Origin of the sequence: Serratia sp. CY74737 (genome assembly GCF_052166775.1) — a bacterium.
GTDB lineage: Bacteria > Pseudomonadota > Gammaproteobacteria > Enterobacterales > Enterobacteriaceae > Serratia > Serratia ureilytica.
Map to the genome: position 1 here is coordinate 158062 of NZ_JBJNOF010000004.1, position 15374 is coordinate 173435.

17 protein-coding genes are annotated in these 15374 nt (G+C 62.9%); 7 read left to right on the forward strand and 10 right to left on the reverse strand.

Annotation, left to right across the window (positions count from 1 at the left end; translation table 11 throughout):
* Nucleotides 1-36: 36 nt before the first annotated feature.
* The 5 genes from osmF to ACJ8PE_RS06970 all read right to left on the reverse strand — a co-directional run bounded on the left by osmF (nucleotide 37) and on the right by ACJ8PE_RS06970 (nucleotide 4072).
* On the reverse strand, nucleotides 37-966 hold the full coding sequence (gene osmF, locus ACJ8PE_RS06950) for a glycine betaine ABC transporter substrate-binding protein OsmF (protein ID WP_033650522.1): 930 nt from the start codon (nucleotides 964-966) through the stop codon (nucleotides 37-39).
* 13 nt (nucleotides 967-979) lie between these two features.
* Nucleotides 980-2038 (reverse strand): fatty acid desaturase, encoded by a 1059-nt coding sequence (locus ACJ8PE_RS06955; protein WP_197793162.1) that lies wholly within the window; start codon nucleotides 2036-2038, stop codon nucleotides 980-982.
* A gap of 89 nt (nucleotides 2039-2127) precedes the next feature.
* The gene (locus ACJ8PE_RS06960; protein WP_197795455.1) at nucleotides 2128-2604 is read right to left on the reverse strand and encodes an OsmC family protein; all 477 of its coding nucleotides are present in this window, start codon (nucleotides 2602-2604) and stop codon (nucleotides 2128-2130) included.
* Nucleotides 2605-2744: 140 nt separating this feature from the next.
* Nucleotides 2745-3119: a cell envelope integrity TolA C-terminal domain-containing protein gene (locus tag ACJ8PE_RS06965; protein WP_197760094.1), complete on the reverse strand. Its 375-nt coding sequence runs from the start codon at nucleotides 3117-3119 to the stop codon at nucleotides 2745-2747.
* Between the two features lie 41 nt (nucleotides 3120-3160).
* Entirely contained in the window at nucleotides 3161-4072 is a 912-nt protein-coding gene (locus ACJ8PE_RS06970) for a LysR substrate-binding domain-containing protein (RefSeq protein ID WP_042783950.1), read from the reverse strand.
* A gap of 140 nt (nucleotides 4073-4212) precedes the next feature.
* Here ACJ8PE_RS06970 and ACJ8PE_RS06975 point away from each other — a divergent pair, with 140 nt between their 5' ends.
* The 3 genes from ACJ8PE_RS06975 to ACJ8PE_RS06985 are packed head-to-tail and all read left to right on the forward strand — an operon-like array spanning nucleotide 4213 to nucleotide 7344.
* On the forward strand, nucleotides 4213-4857 hold the full coding sequence (locus ACJ8PE_RS06975) for a hydrolase (RefSeq protein WP_004939390.1): 645 nt from the start codon (nucleotides 4213-4215) through the stop codon (nucleotides 4855-4857).
* Nucleotides 4858-4905: 48 nt separating this feature from the next.
* On the forward strand, nucleotides 4906-5451 hold the full coding sequence (locus tag ACJ8PE_RS06980; protein WP_033652685.1) for an antibiotic biosynthesis monooxygenase: 546 nt from the start codon (nucleotides 4906-4908) through the stop codon (nucleotides 5449-5451).
* Nucleotides 5452-5472: 21 nt separating this feature from the next.
* Nucleotides 5473-7344 carry an amidohydrolase gene (locus ACJ8PE_RS06985; RefSeq protein ID WP_033652684.1) on the forward strand — a complete coding sequence of 624 codons (1872 nt, stop codon included), beginning with the start codon at nucleotides 5473-5475 and terminating at the stop codon, nucleotides 7342-7344.
* A 101-nt stretch (nucleotides 7345-7445) separates the two neighbouring features.
* On the opposite strand, the gene ACJ8PE_RS06990 is transcribed toward ACJ8PE_RS06985, so the two are convergent.
* The 3 genes from ACJ8PE_RS06990 to ACJ8PE_RS07000 all read right to left on the reverse strand — a co-directional run bounded on the left by ACJ8PE_RS06990 (nucleotide 7446) and on the right by ACJ8PE_RS07000 (nucleotide 9620).
* Nucleotides 7446-8576, reverse strand: coding sequence for a Gfo/Idh/MocA family protein (locus tag ACJ8PE_RS06990; RefSeq protein ID WP_033642347.1), 1131 nt, complete (start codon nucleotides 8574-8576; stop codon nucleotides 7446-7448).
* A 228-nt stretch (nucleotides 8577-8804) separates the two neighbouring features.
* The gene (locus tag ACJ8PE_RS06995; protein WP_033642346.1) at nucleotides 8805-9428 is read right to left on the reverse strand and encodes a glutathione S-transferase family protein; all 624 of its coding nucleotides are present in this window, start codon (nucleotides 9426-9428) and stop codon (nucleotides 8805-8807) included.
* A gap of 9 nt (nucleotides 9429-9437) precedes the next feature.
* Nucleotides 9438-9620: a DUF1127 domain-containing protein gene (locus tag ACJ8PE_RS07000; protein WP_071845081.1), complete on the reverse strand. Its 183-nt coding sequence runs from the start codon at nucleotides 9618-9620 to the stop codon at nucleotides 9438-9440.
* 180 nt (nucleotides 9621-9800) lie between these two features.
* Here ACJ8PE_RS07000 and ACJ8PE_RS07005 point away from each other — a divergent pair, with 180 nt between their 5' ends.
* The 3 genes from ACJ8PE_RS07005 to ACJ8PE_RS07015 all read left to right on the forward strand — a co-directional run bounded on the left by ACJ8PE_RS07005 (nucleotide 9801) and on the right by ACJ8PE_RS07015 (nucleotide 13006).
* On the forward strand, nucleotides 9801-11237 hold the full coding sequence (locus ACJ8PE_RS07005) for an aminotransferase-like domain-containing protein (RefSeq protein ID WP_197793164.1): 1437 nt from the start codon (nucleotides 9801-9803) through the stop codon (nucleotides 11235-11237).
* A gap of 81 nt (nucleotides 11238-11318) precedes the next feature.
* Nucleotides 11319-12344: an AraC family transcriptional regulator gene (locus ACJ8PE_RS07010; RefSeq protein ID WP_033642344.1), complete on the forward strand. Its 1026-nt coding sequence runs from the start codon at nucleotides 11319-11321 to the stop codon at nucleotides 12342-12344.
* Nucleotides 12341-13006 (forward strand): epimerase, encoded by a 666-nt coding sequence (locus ACJ8PE_RS07015; RefSeq protein ID WP_197760090.1) that lies wholly within the window; start codon nucleotides 12341-12343, stop codon nucleotides 13004-13006. Before ACJ8PE_RS07010 ends, ACJ8PE_RS07015 begins: the two co-directional genes overlap by 4 nt.
* Nucleotides 13007-13016: 10 nt before the next feature.
* Here the strand turns inward: ACJ8PE_RS07015 and ACJ8PE_RS07020 are convergent, their stop codons facing one another.
* The gene (locus ACJ8PE_RS07020) at nucleotides 13017-13439 is read right to left on the reverse strand and encodes an NUDIX hydrolase (RefSeq protein WP_404769001.1); all 423 of its coding nucleotides are present in this window, start codon (nucleotides 13437-13439) and stop codon (nucleotides 13017-13019) included.
* 107 nt (nucleotides 13440-13546) lie between these two features.
* Here ACJ8PE_RS07020 and sseA point away from each other — a divergent pair, with 107 nt between their 5' ends.
* The gene (gene sseA, locus ACJ8PE_RS07025; protein WP_197760088.1) at nucleotides 13547-14392 is read left to right on the forward strand and encodes a 3-mercaptopyruvate sulfurtransferase; all 846 of its coding nucleotides are present in this window, start codon (nucleotides 13547-13549) and stop codon (nucleotides 14390-14392) included.
* Here the strand turns inward: sseA and ACJ8PE_RS07030 are convergent.
* Nucleotides 14389-15258: a LysR substrate-binding domain-containing protein gene (locus ACJ8PE_RS07030; RefSeq protein WP_197793167.1), complete on the reverse strand. Its 870-nt coding sequence runs from the start codon at nucleotides 15256-15258 to the stop codon at nucleotides 14389-14391. The two genes, sseA and ACJ8PE_RS07030, sit on opposite strands and share 4 nt — an antisense overlap.
* Between the last annotated feature and the right edge of the window lie 116 nt (nucleotides 15259-15374).

The following is a 15374-nucleotide window of genomic DNA, read 5'->3' on the forward strand; positions in this document are numbered from 1 at the left end:
TCCCCCTCTCCCGTAGCAAGAGGGGGCACCTCGGCGTTATCCCTTAACAAATCCTTTCTCTTTCAGGTAAGCGGCCGCCACCTGTTTGGCGTCCTGGCCTTCCACGGCGATCTGCGCGTTGAGCTTTTGCAGCGTCGGCCCGTCCAACGAGGCGAACACCGGTTTCAGCAGTTCAGGCAGATTGGCGTGCGCTTTCAGCGCCGCTTCGCGCACGATCGGCGCCGGCGCGTAGATGGGTTGTACGCCTTTCGGGTCCGCCAGCGTCTGCAACCCCAGCGCCGCCACCGGGCCATCGGTGCCGTAGGCCATCGCCGCGTTGACGCCGGAGGTCTGCTCCGCCGCGGCCTTGATAGTCACCGCCGTGTCGCCGCCGGCCAATGACAGCAGCTGATCCTGATTCAGCTTGAAACCGTAGGCGTTCTGGAACGCCGGCAGCGCATCCGGCCGCTCGATAAACTCCGCCGAGGCCGCCAGCTTGAACTTGCCCCCGCCGTTGATCCACTTGCCGAGATCCGCCAGCGTTTTGAGATGGTTGGCGTCCGCCACGTCCTGCCGAATGGCGATAGTCCAGGTATTGTTGGCTGGCGCCGCGTCCAACCAGACGATTTTGTTTTTGTCGTAGTCGAGCTGCTTCACCTTCTCGAAGCCAGCCTGGGCGTTCTTCCATGCCGGATCTTTCTCATCGGAGAAGAAAAACGCGCCGTTGCCGGTGTACTCCGGGTAAATGTCGATCTCGCCGGAGGTAATGGCGCCGCGCAGCACCTTGGTAGTGCCGAGCTGCAGTTTGTTGGTGGTTTTGATGCCGTTGGCTTCCAGCACCTGCACGATGATGTTGCCGAGCAGCGAACCTTCGGTATCGATCTTGGAGCCGACGCGTACCGAGTCGGCCGCCTGCGCCAGGCCGCCGGTGGCCAGCAGAGCCAGCGCGATGGCAAAGGAACGTCCGCGTGATAAGGTGATTGCCATACTTTTCCTCTGGTTATATGTTTTCTGGCTCATGGGCCAGTTCGGTTGGAAAATCCTGAGAAACGCGCTTCCAGCGCGCAATAAAGTTTTTCTTCGGCCGGGCACCGCGTTCCTCCCGCCGTTCGCCGGCGCTCAGCGGATGCACGCCGACGTCGATCGGCGTCAGCGCGTAATCGCGCAGCCACTCGCCGTAGCCTTGCGCGACAAATCCCTGGCTGCGGCGCTGATACGCTTCGCGCTCCGCCAGGTAGACTTCGCGCAGGCCATACCAGGGCAGGCCGGGCAGATCGTGATGCACTAAATGGTAGTTCAGATTGAGAAACAACAGCCGCCACGGCCAGCCCGCCTCATTAATAATAGAACGTGCCTGCGGTGCGTCCACGGCGCGATGCTCAAAAAACGATCTCACCTTGGTCAGCGCCAGCGCCGGATAGCTGATGGCCAACAGGTAAAACGCCGTACCGATACCCTGCGTCTGCAGCCAGTGCAGCAGCGCCGCCAACAACGACAGGTGCACCAGCCACATCGCCCAGGCGCGCCATGCGCCACCGGCAAGCGCCTTCACCGCCGCGGCCAGGGTCGCGGCGATATCCAGCGCCGGGCCGAGTAGCACCCGGCCGATCAGCGTATTGCGCACCGCGGCCAGCAGCGGCAACAGGCGGGGATAACGCCGCCACTGCGCGGCGCTGAAGTAGTAGCTTTCGGGATCTTCGTGCGGATCGGTCAGGTGGTCATTGCGATGGTGGCGCAGATGCGAATCGCGATACAGCCCATAGGGATACCACACCGCCAGCGGCAACAGGCCGAACAGCTGATTGACGCGCGGCCGGCGCGTCGGATGGCCGTGGATCAGCTCATGCTGCAGCGACATATACCCGGTGGTCAGCAGGATCAGCAGTGGCGTGCCAAGCCACGGGCCCAGCGCCTGCCAATAATGCGCCACGCCAAACCAGCCGCCGTACACCGCCGCCATGATCCCCCAGGTGGGCAGTTCCAGCCGCCAGTGCCAACGCTGATAAAGCCGCCGGATCCGGTCGCGTTGTTCGGGGTGCAAATAGTGGGCGTGGGACATGCTGCGGCTCGCGGTTGGGGATTTTCTCCCAGTATCCGTGAGCCGCAGTGACGTTCAAAATAACGAAAATGGCAAAGCTAAGTGAAAATTCAGCGGGTTGCGTACGCGGCCTGCGGTTCGCACGCCACCGGGAAATTCACCGAATTGGCGATAAAGCACAGGTGATGCGCCTTCTCATGCAGCTGTTGCGCCAGTTGCAGATCGTTGCCGTCGCGCACCGTGACCTGCGGCCGCAGCGTCACCGAGGTGAAAAAGCCGCCGCGCGCGGCGTCTTCGCGCATCACGCCCACGGCATCGTCCTGATAGGCCAGCACCGAAATCCCCGAGGTGGCGCACAGATGCAGGTACCATAATTTGTGGCAAGCGCTGAGCGATGCCACCAGCAAATCCTCCGGATTCCAGCGCGTCGCGTCACCGCGGAAGGCCGGATCGGCTGAGCCGGCGATATCGGCCTTGCCCACGGCGCCGATCAGGTGATCGCGTCCATAAGCGCGATAATCTTCCGTGCCTGCGCCCAGATTTCCCTGCCAGGTCACCGAGACCCGATAATGATGCTCGCCTTTCATGTCTTTTGCTCCCGTTGGCCGGCCAATGAAAAATTGTCTGGGTGCATGCCCGGAGAACACTATTGGCGGAAAAGCGTGAATACGCAAACGGCGAAACGAGAAAAAACGGGCCGCGCAGGCAGCCCGTCGGTCACATCCCTTTAGGGAACGAAATCGAGCACCACGGCGTTGAACAACGCGTATTCAGTGGCGCTGGCCATCGGCGGAAACTGCGCGCGCTGCACCGCCGCGTTGGCCGCCGCGCACAGCGGCGCATCGCCTCTTACGATCTTGCTGCTCGCCAGTTTCCCGTCCGGCCGCAGACGGATGCTGATGGTGCAGCGTTGGCCGCGCGCATGCTCCGGCAAACGCAGCTCGCGGCTCACCGCGTTATGCACCCGCACCGGATAGCTGAGCGGCGCCGCTACCGGCGCCTCGGCCTGCGGCGACGGCAAAGGGGTGCCGGCCTGACGCCCGGTGCCCGCGCCGCAGCCGCTCAACAGTAACAGCGCCAACAGGCTTAGTGTCTTTTTCATTCCCTATGTCCTTATTGGGGATTAATCTTTATCGAGCGCCCTTACTGCGCCGCTGGGTAAGCCTCACCGTCATCCGCGTAACGCTGCAGCCGCTCGCGCCACCACTTGGCCGCCAGGCCGCTGGCGCTTTCCCGCCAGCCGAAGTAGGCGATGTCGCTGCAACGTTCCGATTCGACGCGTTTCGCCACCAGTTCGCCGCTGTTCAGGTAAGGTTCCGCCAAGGCGCGCGGCAGATAGCCGCAGCCCAGTCCGGCCAGCTGCGCCTGCAGCTTGGCGTCGAAGCCGAAGACCGTCAGCGTGTCTTGCTCTTCCAGCAGGTTCAGGCTCTGCGGCGCGTTGACGCGTGAGGTATCGCGCACCACCACCGCCCGGTGCTGACGGATCTCATCCTTCGGCAACGGTTCCGGCAGCGCGGCCAGCGGATGCTGCGGCGCGACGGCGAACACGTAGTCCAGCTGCCCCAGGCGGCTGAACGCATAGCCCACCCGCGACGGCGGCTCGCAGATGGCGCCGATGATAATGTCGGCACAGCCGTAAACCAGCGACTCCCAGGAGCCGGCCAGCACCTCGTGGCTGAAGCGCAGCCGGGTATGGTGATGCTGCCGGTAGAACTCTTCTATCAGCGGCAACAGGCGGGCAAACGGGAAGGAGGCGTCGATCCCGAGCGTGATCTCGCTTTCCCAGCCGTTTTCGACATAGCGCGCCTGCTGTTCCAGATCCTGCGCCGCGCGCAGCAGCACCCGCCCTTTTTCCAGCATCAACTTGCCGGTATCGGTGAACTTCGCCCGATGGCCGGAGCGATCGAGCAGGGTGATGTCGAGATCGTTCTCCAGCTTCTGCACCATATAGCTCAGCGCCGAAGGGGTTTTAAACAGTGCGGCGGCCGCGGCGGCGAAAGATCCGTGCCGGTCCAGCGCGTCCAAAATCAGCAGCGCTTCCAGGTTTAATCTCATGCTTTCTCCCGTGTATAAAAAAACTCAACAAGTCGGCAAAAATTCTGCGGTATCTTTGAAATCGCCCTCTGCCTACCATGCGTTTTATCGGCGTTACACTCATCAGATGTTCAACCGAAATATCACTGGGAAGGTAAATTATGTCCAAGTTTCAACTGCTTGATAAAGACAACTCCGCACTGATTTTTATCGATCATCAACCGCAAATGGCCTTCGGCGTGGCTAATATTGATCGTCAGCAACTGAAAAACAACGTTGTTGGTTTGGCGAAGGCAGGCAAGATTTTCAACGTTCCTACCCTTTTCACCTCGGTCGAAACCGAAAGTTTCAGCGGCTATATCTGGCCGGAGCTGCTGGCGGTACACCCTGAAATCACCCCGATTGAACGCACCTCGATGAACTCCTGGGAAGACGCGGCCTTCGTCAAAGCCGTGGAAGCCACCGGCCGCAAAAAGCTGGTGATCTCCGCGCTGTGGACCGAAGTGTGCCTGACCTTCCCGGCGCTGATGGCGCTGGAAGCCGGCTATGAAGTGTATGTGGTGACCGACACCTCCGGCGGCACCTCCGTCGATGCGCACGAGCGCTCTATCGATCGCATGGTGCAGGCCGGCGCCGTACCGGTGACCTGGCAGCAGGTGCTGCTGGAGTACCAACGCGACTGGGCGCGCAAAGACACCTACGACGCGGTGATGGCGCTGGTGCGCGAACACAGCGGCGCGTACGGCATGGGCGTCGACTACGCTTACACCATGGTGCACCACGCACCGGCCCGCACGGTGAAATAATTCCCCCTGCCCCGGCCCCGCGCCGGGGTATTTTCAGGAGTCGGTTTTATGGCCCATCCGCAGCATGTCACGCTGGTGATCACCCACCGTTTGGCGCCGGGGAACGAGCAGGCCTATGAGGCCTGGCTGAACCGCATCATGCCGGACGCCGCGGGCTTCACCGGCCATCTGGGCGTCAACGTCATCCGCCCATCCGACAGCGAACAGGCCTATACGGTGCTGGTCCGCTTCGACAATGTCGATAATCTCTACCGCTGGCTCAACTCGCCGCTGCGCAAGCAATACATCGAAGAAGTCACTCCGCTGTTGCTGGAGAATGACCATATCGAGATCCGCCCCGGCGCGGAGTTCTGGTTTACCCCGCCCAACCCCGGCGTGCGCCAACCACCCCAGTGGAAGCAGTTCATCATCACCCTGCTGGTGATCTTCCCTTCCACCAATCTGGTGCCCTGGTTTTGGGGGCTGGCGCTGCCGCAGTTGAACGGCACGCTGCTCGGCCATTTTCTCAATGACGCCACCGTGGTCGCCCTGGTGGTGTACCTGTGGATGCCCATCGTGACTCGCGTTTTTCATCAATGGCTGATCCGCCGCTAGGCGGTTCGCCGGGAGAATGTTATGAACCACCACGCTTCATTGATCCTCACCAACGGCAAATTTCACACCGTTGACCGCCAAAATCTCACCGCGCAAGCGGTCGCCATTCGCGACGGCAAGTTTCTGGCGGTCGGCAGCGAAGCCGAAGTCATGCAACACGCCGGGCCGGAAACCCAGGTGATCGATCTGCACGGCCACACCGCCATTCCGGGCCTGAACGACTCGCACCTGCACCTGATCCGCGGCGGCCTGAACTACAACCTGGAGCTGCGCTGGGAAGGCGTGCCTTCGCTGGCCGACGCGCTGCGCATGTTGAAAGAGCAGGCGCTGCGCACGCCGAGCCCGCAATGGGTGCGGGTGGTCGGCGGCTGGACCGAGTTCCAGTTTGCCGAACGCCGCATGCCGACGCTGGACGAAATCAACCAGGCGGCGCCGGACACGCCGGTATTTATTCTGCATTTATACGATCGCGCGCTGCTCAACCGCGCGGCGCTGAAAGTGGTCGGCTACACCAAAGACACGCCGAACCCGCCGGGCGGCGAGATCCAGCGCGACGCCAACGGCAACCCGACCGGCATGCTGATCGCCAAACCCAACGCCATGATCCTGTACGCCACGCTGGCGAAAGGGCCGAAGCTGCCGTTGGAACAGCAGGTCAACTCCACCCGCCAGTTTATGCGTGAGCTGAACCGCCTCGGCCTCACCAGCGCCATCGACGCCGGCGGCGGTTTCCAGAACTACCCGGAGGATTATCAGGTGATCGCCGAGCTGCACGAGAAAAAGCAGCTGACCATCCGCATCGCCTATAACCTGTTCACCCAGCGGCCGAAGCAGGAACTGGAAGACTTCGAGCTGTGGACCGACATGCTCAAACCGGGCCAGGGCACCGACTTCTATCGCCACAACGGCGCCGGCGAGATGCTGGTGTTTTCCGCCGCCGACTTCGAAGACTTCCTGCAGCCGCGCCCGGATCTGCCGCCGGGCACCGAAGACGAGCTGGAGCGAGTGGTGCGCCATCTGGTTGAGCACCGCTGGCCGTTCCGCCTGCACGCCACCTATGACGAATCCATCAGCCGCATGCTGGACGTGTTCGAGAAGGTGAACCGCGATATTCCGTTCAACGGCCTGCACTGGCTGTTCGACCACGCCGAAACCATTACCGAACGCAATATCGAGCGCGTCAAGGCGCTGGGCGGCGGCATTGCGGTCCAGCACCGCATGGCGTTCCAGGGGGAATATTTCGCCGACCGCTACGGCATCGAAGCCACCAAACATACGCCGCCGGTAGCGAAAATGCTGGCGGCCGAGCTGCCGGTCGGGCTGGGCACCGACGCTACCCGCGTCGCCAGCTACAACCCGTGGACGGCGCTGTACTGGCTGGTCTCCGGCCGCACCGTCGGCGGCATGGCGATGTACGACGACAGCGCCCGGCTGGATCGCGAAACGGCGCTGATGCTGTGGACCCAGGGCAGCGCCTGGTTCTCCACCGAACAGGGCAAGAAAGGCCAGATCAAAGTCGGCCAACTGGCGGATTTGGCGGTGCTGTCGCAGGACTACTTCAGCGTGCCGGAAGAGCAGATCAAAGGCATCGAGTCGGTAATGACGGTGGTGGACGGCAAGGTGGTCTACGCCGCCGGCAGCTTCTCGCCGCTGGCGCCGCCGCCGCTGCCGGTGCTGCCGGAGTGGTCGCCGGTCACCCAGGTGCCGGGCCATTACCGCTCCGCGCCGCCGTCGGCGGCGGCCCGCGTCGGGGTAGTGAGCCAGGCGCACCAATGCTGCGGCCCGTGCGGCGTGCACGCGCACCAGCATGACATCGCGCGCCGCTCCAGCATCCCGGTGTCGGACGAGAATGCCTTCTGGGGCGCTTTCGGCTGTTCGTGTTTCTCGTTCTAAGTTATCAAGCCAATAACTTATTATAAAATTAATTTAATAAGCCATTAAGCTGGCAATGTAATAAATTAATGGCGCTGTCCGCGGAGAGCGCCATTTTCTTTTCAATCGCGGTTGATCTCCAGCCAGCGCCGCTGTTCGGCGGAGGCGGCTATCGCGTCCAGCACGCAGGACACCTTCCAGCCCTCTTCAAAGTCCGGCCACATGCGATCGCCCGCGGCGATGCCGTTGACCAGATCGCGGATCTCCACCGTCTTCTGATCGTTAAAACCGATGCCGTGCCCGGCGCTGATGCAAAACGCCGCATAGTCCGGGTGCTTCGGCCCCACCAGCAGCGTCTTGAACCCCTGCCGCTCCGCCGGCTCATCGTGCCGATACAGCTTCAGCTCCGCCATCCGTTCCTGGGTATAGCTCAGCGTGCCTTTGGTGCCGGTAACCACATAGGTCAGCCCCATCTTGCGCCCGCAGGCGATGCGCGACGTTTCGATAGTGCCCATCGCCCCGCCGGCGAAACGCAGCAGCGCACTGGCCTGATCTTCGTTTTCCACCGGATGCATACGCGACGGGTCTTGCGGATCCGGCCGCTGTTTGATCACGGTCTGCATATCGCCAGAGACCGCCACGATATCGCCCACCAGGTAGTGCGCCATATTGACGATATGCGCCGCCAGATCCCCCAACGCGCCCAGCCCGGCGCTGGCGCGGCGGCAGTGCCAGTCGATCGGCGTGCGCGGGTCGGCCAGGTAATCCTCATTGTGGGTGCCGTAAAAATGCACCACCTCGCCGATTTCGCCGTTGGCGATGATCTCGCGCGCCAGCTGGCTGGTGGGGTTCTTCATGTAGTTGAAACCCACCAGCGTTTTCACCCCTTTGGCGCGGGCGGCCTGCACCATCTCCGCCGCGTCGGCGGCGTCCAGCGCCAGCGGTTTTTCCGAATACACGTGCTTGCCGTGGCGGATCGCCGCCAGCGCCATCTCTTTGTGCAAGAAGTTGGGGGCGCAGATGTCCACCACGTCGATCGCCGGATCGGCCACCAGCTGCCGCCAGTCGCCGGTCGAACGCGCAAAGCCGAACTCGGCCGCGCGCTGCGCCGCCAGCTCGGGCGTCACCTCCGCCAGCATTTCCAGCACCAGATCCCCTTTAAGGGGAAATACCGTGGGGGCCTGCGCATAAGCGATAGCGTGACAACGCCCGATATAGCCGGTGCCGATTAACCCAACGCGTACCTGTTTCATCATCCTCTCCCGTGACTGAAATCTTGCCTGAAACCCGGCGCCCTGAGTGAAACGCGCCAGCTGATAACGGTTTTATATGGAATATAAATTTCAATAACAAGCGCGCGAAAAAAGAAAGTTAGGATTCGTGATGTCGTTCATGAAACGTTGACAGGATGATGCAAAAAGGAAAATCCGAACACGGCGTTGCCGTATCCGGATAAGGTAAAATGAACCATTTATTTCATATTAAGGTAAACCGTTGGCACCGTGCTGAACGTAGCCAGGGCGTTGCAGCAGGCGCTGCTGATAGGCCGCCAGCGCCGCATACTCCGGCCGCTCGAACGGCGTCATCAGCCAGCGGTTGAGCGACAGCCCCAGCACCACGTCCGCCAGCGTGAAGGCAGCGCCGGCGGCGTAAGGGCCGTGCTGCGCCAAATGCGCATCCAGCAAGCCCATCAGCCGATTCCACTCGCGCTCGGCGGCGGCCAGGCTGGCGGCATCCTGGTAATCCGCATGCCCGCGCACACGCGACATGAACACATAGCGCCAGGCGCCGTTCAGATCGGTGGCCTGCCAGTCCATCCACATCTCCACCGCCGCGCGCGCGCCGGGTTCCTGCGGCAGCAGATCGCGGCGCCCTTCCCGCCCCGCCAGATAGCGGCAAATGGTGTTCGATTCCCACAGCACCCGTGCGCCGTCGATCAGCACCGGCACCAGGCCGTTGGGATTGAGCGCCAAAAACTCGGGTTCCTGCGTGGAGCGAAAGCCGCTGCCCCAGTCTTCCCGTTCCAGCGTCAGCCCCAGCTCATGGCTGGTCCACAGCACCTTGCGCACGTTGATCGATGAGGCTTTGCCCAATAATTTCAGCATCCGCTTTCCTTATTCTCTCCAGAACGGTTTATACCCTTCCCGCCAGGCATCCGCCCGCGTCAGGCCGATATCCGCCAGTTGCCTGTCGTTCAGCAGCAGTAACTCTCTGCGCGTTCTGCGACGCAACAAATACCAACGCCAGCGTGACCAGCCTCCCCGTCGCCACGTCGTCATGCCATCAAACAGAGCCATCTTATTATTCCCCCTGATGTTTTCGCCTTGTTGTGATGATGCGCGCCGGGCAAAAAACAATACAGATGCACGTTAGCGTTATTTTTTTCATACAGCTGCATACCAAAATGCGCTGAATGGTTTACTTTTGAGGCATCTGTACCGGTTTTTCGGTTACTTTTCCTGATGAGGGATATCTGTATGACACGCTACGCCACGCTGGCCGCCATTCTCAGCCAACGCATTCAGCAAGGGCTGTATCCGGTCGGCCACCGCTTGCCTTCGGTGCGCGCGCTGAGCCTGGAACACGGCGTCAGCATCAGCACGGTGCAACAAGCCTACCGCCTGCTGGAAGAACAGCGCCTGGTGGAAGCGCGACCGAAATCGGGCTACTTCGTGCATGCGCAGCGCACGCAGGCCGAGCTGCCCGCCATGACGGCGCCGACGCAGCGGCCGGTGGACATTTCGCAATGGGAACAGGTGCTGGAACTGGTGCGCACCCGGCCGCGCGAGGGCCTGATCCAACTGGGGCGCGGCATGCCGGACATCGCCGAGCCGACGATGAAACCGCTGATCGTCGCCCTGCGCAACGCCGCCCGTCACGGCGACTTGCGCAGCCTGTATTACGACAGCATCCAGGGCGTGACCGCGCTGCGCGAACAGGTCGCTCGCCTGCTGCTGGATTCCGGCTGCCAAATCGGCGCCGATCAGTTGCTGATCACCACCGGCTGTCAGGAAGCGATCTCGGCCGGGCTGCGCGCCGTTTGCCAACCCGGCGACATCGTGGCGGTCGATTCCCCCTGCTTCCACGGCACCATGCAAACGCTAAAGGGATTGGGCATCAAAGCGCTGGAAATCCCCACCGATCCGCTGACCGGCGTCAGCCTGGAGGCGCTGGAGATGGCGCTGGAACAGTGGCCGGTCAAGGCCGTCCTGCTGACGCCCAACTGCAACAACCCACTGGGCTACATCATGCCCGACGCCCATAAACAGCGGCTGCTGACGCTGGCGCAGCGCCACGACGCGGCGATCATCGAGGATGACGTTTACGGCGACATCGCCTATCACTACCCGCGGCCGCGCACCATCAAATCGTTCGACGAAGATGGCCGCGTGCTGCTGTGCAGCTCGTTTTCCAAAACGTTGGCGCCGGGGCTGCGCGTGGGCTGGATCGCGCCCGGCCGTTATCTGGAGCGGGTACTGCACATGAAGTTCATCGGCTCCGGCGCCACCGCCACCCAGCCGCAGCTGGCGATCGCCGACTTCATCCGCGGCGGGCACTATCTGAAGCACCTGCGGCGCATGCGCGCCCGCTACCAGCAAAACCGCGACCGCATGACCGATCTGATCCTGAAATACTTCCCGGCCGGCACCCGCGTCAGCCGGCCGCGCGGCGGTTTTATGCTGTGGATCGAACTGGACGAGGCGTTCGACACCCTGCGGCTGAACCGCCATCTTGAACAGCAAGGCGTGCAAATCGCCGTCGGCAGCATTTTTTCCGCCGCCGGCAAGTATCGCAACTGTCTGCGCATCAACTATGCGCCGACGCTGACGACGGAGATCGAACAGGCGGTACAACGGGTCGGCGCCACCATCCAGGCGCTGATGCCGACCGACAGTTTGGCGCAATCGGATTAAATCTTGACGCGATCGGATTATCGGCGCACGGACAGGCTGTTTTAGAGTAATGCCTTCTCTTACCACTGGCAGGCAACAACCATGAGCAGCGATCAAATTCCGGTTTCCAACGCGTTGGCGGTGCGCCTCGCGGCGCAAGGCGTCGATCTCGAACGGGTCGGTCAGTTAGCCGGCTTGCCCGCCGGGCTGCTCAGCGAGCGGCGCGTAAAAGTGCGGTTGACCACCCACCAGTTCTTCGCCGTCTGGCGCGCCCTCGCCCAACTGAGCGACGATCCCGCCTTTGGTCTGCGGCTGGGCGGCGACGTCGCGCCGGAGCATTACGATATCGCGTCAGTCGCCGCACTGCACTCCGCCACGATGGGCGAGGCCCTGCGTAAAGTCGCGCGCTACAAACGGTTGGTGTGCCCGGAAGAACTGATGCTGGAGGAAGATGGCGACAGCGTTCGGCTGCATACGCGTTGGACGATGATCGAGGACCATACGCCGGAATTGCTGATAGACACCATGTTCGCCTCTATCACCACCCTGTGCCGCCGTGGCACCGGTTTACCGCTGCAGCCCAAGGCGCTTGAGGTGACCCGCCGTCGCGATCCCCACTCACCGCTGCTGCGCCACTTCGGCTGCCCGGTGCGATTCGACGCGCCGCTGGACGTGCTGGTATTTGACCGTGCGCTGATGCAGCAGCCGCTTATCACCCACGACCAGGACATGCTGGCGCTGCTGCTGCCGGAGCTGGAGGCCGAGTTGGCCGAAGCGCGCGCCGAGCAAGACTTGCCCACACAGGTGATGACGATCCTCGGCCGCAGCATGCGCGGCCAGCGCCCCAGCGTCAACAGCGTGGCCGCGGAGCTCTATCTCAGCCCACGCACGCTGCAGCGCCGTCTGCAACGGCACGGCTACAGCTACCAGCAGTTGTTGGACAAAACCCGCCACCGCACCGCCTGCCGCTTGTTGGCGGAGACCGATCTTGAGCCAGGGGAAATCGCCTTTGTGCTGGGATTCGAAGAGCTGAATTCGTTCAGCCGCGCCTTTATTCAGTGGGAAGCGCTGACGCCCAGCCGCTGGCGCATGCAGCGCACCGCCGGCCAGTGGGAGAACAGAGCATGAAAGTGATTATCTTCGGCGCCAGCGGCATGGTGGGCCAGGGCGCGTTGCGGGAATGCCTGCGCGATCCGCGCGTCAGCGAGGTGCTCAGCATCGGCCGTCGTCCGGTGGCGCAGAGCCACGCCAAGCTGCGCCAGCTTTCTGTGCCCGATCTGCGTGATCTGTCGGCGCTGGAGCCGCAGCTCGCCGGCTATGACGCCTGTTTCTTCTGCCTGGGGATTTCGTCCGCCGGCCTGAGCGAAGCCGAATATCGCGCGGTGACTTACGATCTGACGCTGGCCGCCGCCCGCCCGCTGGCGAGACTGAATCCGACGATGGTCTTCCTCTACGTTTCCGGCGTCGGCACCGACAGCAGCGAACGCGGCCGCAGCATGTGGGCCAGGGTCAAGGGCGCCACCGAAAACGCGCTGCTGGCGCTGCCGTTCCGCGCGGTGATGTTCCGCCCCGGCGCCATTGTGCCGCTGCACGGCATTCGCTCCAAAGTCCGCGCATACGATCTGATTTATCGGCTGTTCAAGCCGCTGTGGCGCGGCGCATTGCGACTGTTTCCCGCGCAGGTGAGCAGCACCGAACGAATCGGGCTGGCGATGCTGGCGGTGGCGCGCCGGGAAACGGCCTTGCGCATCCTGGAGCCGCCGCAGATCAATCAACTGGCGACGCGCTGAAATACCGTCATCAACTGCGCCGCCGCCAATACTCCGCCACCCGGCGGCGCAGATGCTCGATGCCCTGCGGATGCTCAATAAACTGCGCCACCGGCATCATCCGCCAGCGCTGGCCTTCGTCGCCGAAGCGAATGGCGGCGATCTGCGCCGGGGCGATCTCGCCGGCCATAAACCAGGTCGGCGGGGAGCCGGGCAAAATGCCGGCGTAGCGCCGCCGCCAGACAACCTGGTGTTCGGCGATCGCCACGCCGAACTCTTCCCGCGTTTCCCTCTGCACGCACTGCAGCGGCGTTTCGCCGTTTTCCCGCCCGCCGCCGGGCAGATCCCACTGACCGGGCCACGGAATGCCCGGCTTGTCGTCCCGTTGGTAAACCAGCAAGAGACCGTCGCACAGCAGCGCGATCTTGGCCCCGCCAAACGCCTCGTCCGTCATGATTTCTCCGCTCCCGGCCCCATCGCCTTTGACTGAACATCATACTTCATCCCCGCGCGGCCTGGTGTATAGTGAAAATCCGTTTTCACAACAGGCGAACAATGACGATGAACTCTCCGTTTCTGGTGACTCCCCAATGGCTTGCGCAACATATCAACGATGAAAATCTGGTGGTGATCGACGTTCGGATGTCGCCGGTCGGGCTGACGCCGAAAAAAGACATGCTTGCCGAGTTCGAACGCGGCCATATCCCCGGCGCGGTCTATTTTGATATCGACGACGTGGCGGACAAAAACACCGCGCTGCCGCACATGTTGCCGACGGCGGCGGAATTCGCCGCGGCGGCGGGCCAATTGGGCATCAGCGAGCGCGATACCCTGGTGATTTACGATGAGGGCAACCAGTTCTCCGCACCGCGCGGCTGGTGGACTTTCCGCAATTTCGGCGCCGAGCACGTTTATGTGCTGGATGAAGGGCTGAACGGCTGGACCGCGCTGGGGCAAGCGCTGGAAACCGGCCCGGCGCAGCCTGCCCCGCAGACGTTTAACGCCCGGTTCAACGCCGACGCGGTGGTGGATATGCGGCAAGTGGAGCAAGCGTTAGGCACGCCGGTGCAAATTCTCGACGCGCGCGCCGCGCCGCGCTTTTATGCCGAAGCGCCAGAGCCGCGCCCCGGCCTGCACCGCGGCCATATTCCCGGCAGCATCAACATTCCGTACGGCGAGCTGCTGGAAAACGGCCGCTTCAAATCGTTGGAAGCGCTGCGCCAAACCTTCAGCGACAAGGGGGTGGACATCAACGGCCCAATCATCACCAGCTGCGGCTCCGGCGTGACGGCGGCGGTGCTGGCGTTTGGCCTGCTGTCGCTCGGCGCGCCGCAGGTCAAGTTGTATGACGGTGCCTGGAGCGAATGGGGCCAGCTGAGCGGCAAGCAGCCTATCGCCCAAGATTAAGTTTCGATCCGCTCGACCACGATCTGCGCCAGCCGCTGCACGGCGGCCGAAGGCTGATCCTCGGCGCGGTGCAGCACCACGCCGAGTTGGCCGAGAGCGGGCAGCAGATCGGGGGCCAGCGGCGACAGGCCGGGCGGCAAGCCCGCCGCCGTGCGCACCGTAACGCCCAACCCGGCGCTCACCGCCGCCCACACGCCGTTCAGGCTGCGGCTGCTAAAGGCGATGCGCCAGGGTATGCCGGCGCGATCCAGCGCCTGCGTCGCCGCGCTGCGCATCAGACAGGGCGCGTCAAACATCACCAACGGCAGCGGCTCATCCCCTTCTCGCCAGGGCGCCAGCGCGAAGCCGGACGACGCGATCCAGTGCAACTGCCGCTGCCCCAGCGCCTGATGAAACGGCGTGCTCAGACCGCCATCCCACGCCAGCGACAGATCCAGCTGGCCTTTCAGCACCCAGTCGATCAGCTCGGCATTACGCGCGATGCGCGCCTCGATCCTCACCTTTGGATTGGCGCGCGCAAAGCTGCCCAACACCTGCGGCAGAAACGTCTCGCCGAAATCCTCCTGCAGCCCCAGCCGCACCGTGCCCTGCAGATCCAGCCCGCGCACCGCGGCGGCGGCTTCGTCATTAAGCTCCAGCAGGCGGCGCGCGTAACCGAGCAGGGTCTCCCCCGTCTCGGTCATCACCATGCAGCGCCCGGCCTTGCGCAGGATCGGCGCGCCAACCTGCTGTTCCAGTTTTTTCAGGTGGGCGCTGACCGCCGACGTCGAGCGCCCCAGCCGTTCAGCCGCCTTGGCGAAGCTGCCCAGCTCGACGCCGGTGACGAAGCTGCGCAAATCCTCGAGATCGAACGTTATTCGCCCCATGCTGACCATCCTGATTTTCTGAACCATCAATCAAAATAATACCGATTTTACTGATAAAGATGGCGTGTCACGCGCTCCGGGTCAATGTCTTTCCGGAGAATCCTTATGCTCGCGAT

Coding starts and splice junctions, on each gene's coding strand:
- osmF (WP_033650522.1), bottom strand. CDS start 966: ATGGCAATCACCTTATCACGCGGACGTTCCTTTGCCATCGCGCTGGCT.
- ACJ8PE_RS06955 (WP_197793162.1), bottom strand. CDS start 2,038: ATGTCCCACGCCCACTATTTGCACCCCGAACAACGCGACCGGATCCGG.
- ACJ8PE_RS06960 (WP_197795455.1), bottom strand. CDS start 2,604: ATGAAAGGCGAGCATCATTATCGGGTCTCGGTGACCTGGCAGGGAAAT.
- ACJ8PE_RS06965 (WP_197760094.1), bottom strand. CDS start 3,119: ATGAAAAAGACACTAAGCCTGTTGGCGCTGTTACTGTTGAGCGGCTGC.
- ACJ8PE_RS06970 (WP_042783950.1), bottom strand. CDS start 4,072: ATGAGATTAAACCTGGAAGCGCTGCTGATTTTGGACGCGCTGGACCGG.
- ACJ8PE_RS06975 (WP_004939390.1), top strand. CDS start 4,213: ATGTCCAAGTTTCAACTGCTTGATAAAGACAACTCCGCACTGATTTTT.
- ACJ8PE_RS06980 (WP_033652685.1), top strand. CDS start 4,906: ATGGCCCATCCGCAGCATGTCACGCTGGTGATCACCCACCGTTTGGCG.
- ACJ8PE_RS06985 (WP_033652684.1), top strand. CDS start 5,473: ATGAACCACCACGCTTCATTGATCCTCACCAACGGCAAATTTCACACC.
- ACJ8PE_RS06990 (WP_033642347.1), bottom strand. CDS start 8,576: ATGAAACAGGTACGCGTTGGGTTAATCGGCACCGGCTATATCGGGCGT.
- ACJ8PE_RS06995 (WP_033642346.1), bottom strand. CDS start 9,428: ATGCTGAAATTATTGGGCAAAGCCTCATCGATCAACGTGCGCAAGGTG.
- ACJ8PE_RS07000 (WP_071845081.1), bottom strand. CDS start 9,620: ATGGCTCTGTTTGATGGCATGACGACGTGGCGACGGGGAGGCTGGTCA.
- ACJ8PE_RS07005 (WP_197793164.1), top strand. CDS start 9,801: ATGACACGCTACGCCACGCTGGCCGCCATTCTCAGCCAACGCATTCAG.
- ACJ8PE_RS07010 (WP_033642344.1), top strand. CDS start 11,319: ATGAGCAGCGATCAAATTCCGGTTTCCAACGCGTTGGCGGTGCGCCTC.
- ACJ8PE_RS07015 (WP_197760090.1), top strand. CDS start 12,341: ATGAAAGTGATTATCTTCGGCGCCAGCGGCATGGTGGGCCAGGGCGCG.
- ACJ8PE_RS07020 (WP_404769001.1), bottom strand. CDS start 13,439: ATGACGGACGAGGCGTTTGGCGGGGCCAAGATCGCGCTGCTGTGCGAC.
- sseA (WP_197760088.1), top strand. CDS start 13,547: ATGAACTCTCCGTTTCTGGTGACTCCCCAATGGCTTGCGCAACATATC.
- ACJ8PE_RS07030 (WP_197793167.1), bottom strand. CDS start 15,258: ATGGGGCGAATAACGTTCGATCTCGAGGATTTGCGCAGCTTCGTCACC.